Annotated in this window: 6 protein-coding genes and 1 pseudogene; 1 reads left to right on the top strand and 6 read right to left on the bottom strand. The window is 63.2% G+C overall.

The annotated features are described in order from the left end of the window. The 3 genes from PHD22_RS15710 to PHD22_RS15700 form a co-directional block, all read right to left on the bottom strand. On the bottom strand, nt 1-506 hold a 506-nt coding region (locus PHD22_RS15710; RefSeq protein WP_299868978.1), incomplete at its 3' end, for an ATP-binding protein. 81 nt (nt 507-587) lie between these two features. Then, nucleotides 588-1070 carry a DUF302 domain-containing protein gene (locus tag PHD22_RS15705; RefSeq protein WP_299868975.1) on the bottom strand — a complete coding sequence of 161 codons (483 nt, stop codon included), beginning with the start codon at nt 1068-1070 and terminating at the stop codon, nt 588-590. Between the two features lie 188 nt (nt 1071-1258). Then, a complete protein-coding gene (locus PHD22_RS15700) occupies nt 1259-2482 on the bottom strand; it encodes a porin (RefSeq protein ID WP_299868973.1) in 1224 nt (407 codons plus the stop codon). Nucleotides 2483-2923: 441 nt separating this feature from the next. On the opposite strand from PHD22_RS15700, the gene pyrF reads away from it, so the two are divergent. Next, nucleotides 2924-3742 carry an orotidine-5'-phosphate decarboxylase gene (pyrF, locus tag PHD22_RS15695; RefSeq protein WP_299868981.1) on the top strand — a complete coding sequence of 273 codons (819 nt, stop codon included), beginning with the start codon at nt 2924-2926 and terminating at the stop codon, nt 3740-3742. A 6-nt stretch (nt 3743-3748) separates the two neighbouring features. Here the strand turns inward: pyrF and PHD22_RS15690 are convergent, their stop codons facing one another. The 3 genes and pseudogenes from PHD22_RS15690 to PHD22_RS15680 all read right to left on the bottom strand — a co-directional run. Further along, entirely contained in the window at nt 3749-5413 is a 1665-nt protein-coding gene (locus PHD22_RS15690; protein ID WP_299868971.1) for a hypothetical protein, read from the bottom strand. Next, nucleotides 5404-6039, bottom strand: a complete 636-nt coding sequence (locus PHD22_RS15685; RefSeq protein ID WP_299868968.1) for a DUF938 domain-containing protein — start codon at nt 6037-6039, stop codon at nt 5404-5406. The genes PHD22_RS15690 and PHD22_RS15685 overlap by 10 nt, the downstream gene beginning before the upstream one ends. A gap of 54 nt (nt 6040-6093) precedes the next feature. Continuing rightward, nucleotides 6094-6810 (bottom strand): annotated as a pseudogene (locus tag PHD22_RS15680) (ABC transporter permease subunit); the annotation flags it as partial.

The raw sequence follows: 6810 nt of genomic DNA, 5'->3' as shown, positions 1-6810 counted from the left end.
GTGGTACCACTCGTCTTCTTCGGGGCATCCCCCAGGCGGGTGAGCGGTTCGATGACGTCACCGCCGGAAAATACCAGCCGGTGGCGTCCGCCGTCGCGCACCACGTCCACCTCCATGCGGTGGGACAGGGCGTTGGTGACGGACACGCCCACACCGTGCAGGCCGCCGGAGAAGCGGTAGGCGGAATCGTCATCGGTCTTGTTGAACTTGCCCCCCGCGTGGAGACGGGTGAACACGACCTCAACGGTGGAGACGCCTTCGACCGGGTGGATTTCCACGGGAATGCCGCGTCCGTCATCGGATACGCTGACGGAGCCGTCTAGATGCAGGGTGACGCCAATCCGGCGACAGAAGCCGGCCATGGCTTCATCCGCCGCATTGTCGATGACTTCCTGGATCACATGGAGGGGATGTTCAGTGCGGGTATACATGCCCGGCCGCTGCTTGACCGGTTCCAGACCCTTGAGAACGGTAATCGAGTCGGCGTTGTAGGTTTTCTGGGACATGCTGAAAAAAAAGACAGGTGATGATCTGGGGCGGCCTGAACTATACCCCGCCGGGACGCCGGCGGGGAGGGGACGTAGGCTTTAGGGGTTCCAGCCGGCGCGCCCTGCATTTTCGCTGACGGCTTGGGCAATCCGGGCCATCAGCGCATTGGCCGCCTGCCCGCCCGGACTGGTGGCCGGTGCTTCCCGCCAGGCCAGATGCACTGTCTTGTGCTCTCCAGGAAGCGTGTAGATGGCCACGGAGAGGGGGCAGAGGGCAATCTTCCAGGGGGCTTCCCGAGCCACCTGCCAGGCGATGCGGGCGCTGCAGAAGTGCAGCACCTCTGCCTCATCGTAAACGGGTGCATCCTGGTCGAGCGCTGGGCCGGTGCGCGCAAGCATCTCACCGAAGCGGCTGGGGGGAGAAGGAACGAGGCCTTCGGTTTCGATGGCGTCCACCAGTGCTTCCCGGGCGTCGGCGTAGCGGCTGGGATGGATCTGTAGCTGCCGGATGCCGTCGGCCCCGGAATCGAAGGGCGACAGGAGCAGCAGGAGCAGTACGGCGAAGGTGGCCGGACGGTGCATGGCGTTCTCCAGGGCAGGATTCAGGGGCGGACGATACACCCGTCCCATCCCCATGCGGCAGGCAAAAAAACGGCGCCCCGAAGGGCGCCCGAAGGAGGGAGAAACACACAGGGATCGTTTCGCGGCGACATCTGGGGTGCGCCTGGCGGAAACCGGCCCACCCCGGAGGTGGGCAAATGGCATGAAGATCAGAAGAACAGGATGGCGCCCGCGGAGATGGTGCGGTTCTTGGTCTCGCTGTCATCCACGGTGCTGGTGATCTTTTCCTGGTTCAGCTCGCCGACCAGGGTGATGAACTTGTTCAGGCTGTGATAGACACCCAGGGTATAGGCCTTGTTCTTCCGCTCGTTACCCTGACCCAGGACGCCATCGTTGTCCTTGTTCTGACCGAAGTTGATACCCACCTTGGTCTTGTCGAACTTGTAGGTGCCCTGCAGGAAGTAGCCCTTGGAATCCGTCTTGTTGCCGAGGCCATCGCTGCCGCCGTAGAACTGGGCACCCACGGTGGACATGCCCAGACCCTTGCCGGCGAAGGCATAGGCCACGGCCTCGAAGTTGTTGATGCCGGCCTTGGCGCCCAGCTCATAGCCGGTGGCGGTGAAGCTCTTGGCCGGGTTGGCGCCTACGCCGTCACAGGTTGCCCCCTTGGAGCAGCTGGTGCTCTGGGTCACGAGGCCGCCCCATACCTTGCCAGGAACGCCACCTTTCCAGTCGTAGTCCACCTCGGCCTGGAAGCCCGGGGTCTTGGTCTGGTCGCCGCCAAAGTTGCTCGGCTGGAAGATGCCGGCCGAGGCTTGCAGACCGTTGTAGTTGGGGGTGGTGTAGGTGATCTGGGCCTGGAAGCCGGTGTACATGTAGCCGTGGCCGATCATGCCGAAGGTGGTGTTGTAAGGCACGCCGGCGTTGGAGGTGCCGCCCACGCCCAGCAGGGTCATGTCGGACAGGATGATGTTCTGACCAAACAGGCCAATGTCGCGGCCGAACTTCAGGGTGCCCCAGTCGTTGTTACCGAACTGGAAGTAAACGTTACGGACGTCGATCTGGCTGAAGGGGCTGTTGCGGCCGCCGGTGGCACCTGCTGCCGGATTGGTCGGCAGGCCTATCACCTCTGAAGAGTCGTTGATACCCGGAGCAAAGCTGAAGTGAGCCTTGATGTCCTGGCCTGCGTGCTTGGTGGTGGCCACGAAGTTGATCCAGCCCGGCAGCAGGCCGTTGGAGAGGGCGCTGTTCTGGGACTTGGTCTCGGGACCGCCGGCGATGGTGGTCTTGGATTCGCGATTGACGTAGAAGCCGTTGATCGTGCCGTTGATGTCGATGGTCACGTCATTCTGGGTAAAGCTGACGGCCTGGGCGCTGCCGGCAGCAGCGGCAAGTGCGAGGGCGACGGACTGGGCAAGCAGGGTCTTCTTCATAACGATGGTCTCCGGAATTTTGTCGTTGATATCACCAGCGGGACGCGGGCTATGGTGCGCCGCTACCCCGTTCCTCCCTTGGTCGTGTCCCTGGGAAACACGCCGTTTCGGAGCGGGATATCTAGTGCGAGGGCTGTGCCAGTCCGGGCTGAGAGGCAGGATTTTTTTCCTTCTTTTTCATCAAGCAATTGAAAACAAAAAGAAAAATATTTTTCCCCAGTTTTTTTATCAATGTTGTTGATTTGTGGATTTGTATAAATAATGGACACATGTGATGTGACCTGGCGTAAAGGCTGGTGCACTTCGTGACACTGGGTGGAGCATGCTGTGATGCAGCATGGAGCAGTGGGCCACTTGGGGCAGGGGGTGCCGGATCATCTCGCCGGACTGGTAAAATCGGACCTTCGTCATCACAACCTGGGCTTCGTGCCCCCTGCTGACATGGATTTCCGTACCAAGCTGGCGGCCGCCTGGCAACGCCATGATTCCTTGCTATGCGTCGGTCTTGACCCTGACCCATCCCGTTTTCCGGATCATCTGAAAGCGCGTCCCGACGCGGTCCTGGCCTTCTGCAAGGGCATCGTGGACGCCACGGCAGACCTCGCCTGTGCGTTCAAACCTCAGATCGCGTATTTTGCTTCCGCCCGGGCGGAGGATCAGTTGCAGGATCTGATCGCCTACATCCATCAAAAGCACCCTTCCGTACCGGTGGTGCTGGATGCCAAGCGGGGTGACATTGGCGCCACGGCCCAGCAGTACGCCCGTGAGGCCTTCGAGCGTTATGGCGCCGATGCACTCACCGTCAATCCCTACATGGGCTTCGATTCCGTCGAGCCCTACCTGGAGCATGCGGGCAAGGGCCTGATCGTCCTGTGCCGGACATCCAATCCGGGCGGCTCCGATCTGCAGAACCTGACCATCGACAGTGGCCGCAAGCTTTATCAGCACGTGGCTGAACTGGTTGCCGGAAAATGGAACGTGCATGGGCAGAATGCCCTGGTGGTGGGGGCCACCTTCCCCCAGGAGCTTGCGGACGTGCGGGCCATCGTCGGAGATCTGCCCTTGCTGGTGCCCGGCATCGGAGCCCAGGGGGGAGACGTGGAGGCCACCGTGAAGGCGGGTCGTACGGCGGGCGGCAGCGGGCTGATGATTTCCTCGTCCCGCGCCATCCTGTATGCGGGCAAGGGCGAGGATTTTGCGGACAAGGCCCGGCAGGTGGCGCTTGCTACCCGGGACGAGGTCAACTTGTACCGGACCTGAGCGTCCTCAGCTGCTTGTCAGGCGGTTCAGCAGCAGATGGATTTCCACGCTTGCGCTGTAGTCGAGACCGGGATGGTCGGCCAGCTTAGGGTCCCGGTTACCGGCCACGATGGCCCGCAGGACAGTCATGAAAGGCCGGAGGCGGGCCGGAAAGCCTGATTTCCCGGCGAGCTCTGCGAGGCTCTCGTCCAGCTCGCCGGCCGCGTCTTCCTCCAGTCCCTCCAGGACCAGGTGTGCCAAGCGACCGTCCAGATTTGTGTTTTCCGCCCCCGTGCGGCGGTGGGCCAGGTACGTCTCGACCGCTTTTTCCCTGGCCTCGTGTGCTTTCTTTTCCTCATTCCGTGCCCGCTGGATGTCTGCGAGGACACCCCAGCTGGTCCAGGGGACTGCGGTGTCGCCGGCATCGGCTTTGCAGCGGATTGCCCGTTGAATTTCATCCAGGGCTTCCTGCAGTAGGCCTTGCTTCAGCAAGGCGCTGGCCAGGTGGGTACGGGCATGGCCCTCGCTCACAGGCGCATTGGCCTGGGCACAGAGCTGGGCAGCAGCCCAGTGGTGTTCGGTGGCTTCGGCAATTCGGGACGGGGTGCGGGTACACAGATGACCGATCTGCTGATGCAGTTCCGCCAGAAAAAGTGGGTTGTCTTCTGCTGCCGATATATCCAGTGCTTCCCGCCAGGCTTTTTCGGCGGCCTCCCCATGGCCTTCCGCATCCTCCGCCAGACCGATCAGGTGCAGGCAGGCCGTGCGGTCTGCCGGGCGTTCCAGCTGGCAGGACAGCTTCAGGGCTGCGGTCAGGCTGTCCAGGGCGGCTGCCCCCTCTCCCTGCTGGAGCAGCAAGCGCCCGTAGTCCCTGAGAAGCTCAATCTGCAGCTCGGAGCACTCTTCCTGATCCGCCAGCGTCCCGAGGGCTTCGGACAGCAAGGCGATTGCCGCTCCCGTATCGTCGCCGCCTTCCAGGACTCGTGCCAAGAGCCCCGCGGCACGCGCACCGTCCAGTCCGGCTTCCGGATAAGCAGCGGGTCCGCTCCAGCGGGCCCGCTGATAGAGGCTACGGGCCAGGGCAAAGGCTTCTTCCAGGTGGCCGCTGGCCAGGAGGTGCTCCGCAGCATCCGCCTGGGCGGCGAAGCGGGGGGCGCTCCAGCCTGCCTTGAAGCGGTTCAGGCCCCTTTCGCAGGTAGTTTCGAGTCGTGCCAGGGTGTCCTCGTCTGCTGAAGGCTGAAGCAGGCCGAATAGCAGGGTGCCCAGCTCCATGGCCTGATCGGGTTCATCGCCATCAGCCAGGACATCCAGCAGTGCCAGCAGGTTGTCCTGGTCCTGGTGCGCCAGGCTGGCAGCGGCTTCCGGATCGGGATCCTGCTGGCGGGCGAGGAAGCTGGCGTAACCGAGCATTGAAGCGATCCAGGCGGCATCTGCCCGCTGGAGCACCTCCGCTGGCAGACTCGACCGCAGGTGTGGCCGCAGTTCAGGGTGGAGTCCCAGGCAGTGCCACGCACGGGGTTCGGCCAGCCCGGCCTCCTGAAGTGCCCGGGAAAGGGCTTCCAGATCCGCCTGCTCGGCCATCCCTTGAAGCACATCCAGGTTAACAATCCCGTGAAAGGGGGCGATCAGGGGCAGCAGTCCCCGGTTTTCCGTGGAGAGTGTGGCAAGGGTGGTTACGATGCTCAGGGGCATGGGCGGCTTTCTTGACGATCTGGCAGGGCTTGCCAGGTCAGGCAGCGATTGTGGGCAGGCATGGCGCGATCCTCGAGCAGCTGGAGGCCTGCCTTCTGGGCGAGGGCATCGACAGCCTCGAAATCCCGGATGCCTTGAAACGGGTTGTCTGCCCTCAGGGCTGAGTCGAACTGGGCATTGCTCGGGCTTGTCGGGCGACCTTCATAATGGAAAGGGCCGTAAATGCAGACACGTCCGTTGCCGGCAAGGACGTCCGGGAGCCGGGTGAAGAAGGTCTGGACTTCATTCCAGCGCATGATGTGCAGGGTGTTCGCGCTGAACACGGCATCAAAACGGATAGTCGGCCATGCCCCCCCTACGTCCAGGGCAAGGGGCGGTGGTGTATTGGGGAGTTCAGCCTCCGCCAGCCACAGCCGCAGGCCTGGCAGGTTTTCTGGACGATCGCTGGTTTGCCAGGTGAGATGGGGCAGGGCCGCGGCGAAGTGAATGGCGTGCTGGCCGGTGCCCGAACCAATTTCGAGCACATGACGGCAGTCCACCGTGTGGAGGCGGAGCGCCTCCAGGATCGGGTCCTTGTTCCGCTCACAGGCTGCGGAGTAGGGCTTGTCGAAGATGGGAGGGGGCATGGCGTGCTCGCTGTTGCTGGGCTGGCCTGTCTGGCCAGATGACGAGGCATGGCCTCATCGGCGGTTCCGGGAGATCTGGCGGGAGAGCGCGATCAGGGGCAGCAGGCCGACGGCGACGATGGTCAGTGCGGCGGTGGACGCCTCGGTCAGACGCTCGTCGGAGGCCAGCACATAGGCCTGAGTGGCCAGAGTGTCGAAGTTGAAGGGGCGCATCACCAGGGTGGCGGGGAGTTCCTTCATCACGTCCACGAAGACCAGCAGACCCGCCGTGAACAGACTGCCCCTGAGGATGGGTACGTGCACCCGGCGCAGGGTGGCACCCTGACCGAGGCCGAGGCTGCGTGCCGCATCGTCCATGCTGGGGGTGATCTTGGACAGGCTGGCGTCCACCGTCTGCAGGGCGACTGCGAGAAAACGGACCAGGTAAGCGTAGATCAGTACGGCGATTCCGCCGCTGATCAGCAGGCCCGGATTGGTACCGAAGGTGTCCTGCCACACGCTGGCGATCCAGTTATCGAGACGGGTGACGGGAATCAGCACGCCCACCGCGATGACGGTGCCAGGCACGGCATATCCCAGACCGACCAGTCGGTTGAGGCCCCGGGTCAGCAGACTGCCGGAGAGACGCACACTGTAGGCCATCAATACTGCCAGCATCACGGCGATCAGCGCCGTGAGCCCGGCCAGGGTGAAGCTGTTGCGGGCCAGCAGGATAAAACGCTCTCCGAACTGGGCGTCACCCTCACCGAGGGCCATGCGAAGGAGCAACCC

Origin of the sequence: Zoogloea sp. (genome assembly GCF_028693495.1) — a bacterium.
Classification (GTDB): Bacteria; Pseudomonadota; Gammaproteobacteria; order Burkholderiales; family Rhodocyclaceae; genus Zoogloea.
This window is presented reverse-complemented; position numbering and strand designations above follow the sequence as displayed.

What these genes read in the sequence shown, in the direction of transcription:
- PHD22_RS15705 (WP_299868975.1), bottom strand. Translation starts at nt 1,070, where the DNA reads ATGCACCGTCCGGCCACCTTCGCCGTACTGCTCCTGCTGCTCCTGTCG.
- PHD22_RS15700 (WP_299868973.1), bottom strand. Translation starts at nt 2,482, where the DNA reads ATGAAGAAGACCCTGCTTGCCCAGTCCGTCGCCCTCGCACTTGCCGCT.
- pyrF (WP_299868981.1), top strand. Translation starts at nt 2,924, where the DNA reads ATGGATTTCCGTACCAAGCTGGCGGCCGCCTGGCAACGCCATGATTCC.
- PHD22_RS15690 (WP_299868971.1), bottom strand. Translation starts at nt 5,413, where the DNA reads ATGCCCCTGAGCATCGTAACCACCCTTGCCACACTCTCCACGGAAAAC.
- PHD22_RS15685 (WP_299868968.1), bottom strand. Translation starts at nt 6,039, where the DNA reads ATGCCCCCTCCCATCTTCGACAAGCCCTACTCCGCAGCCTGTGAGCGG.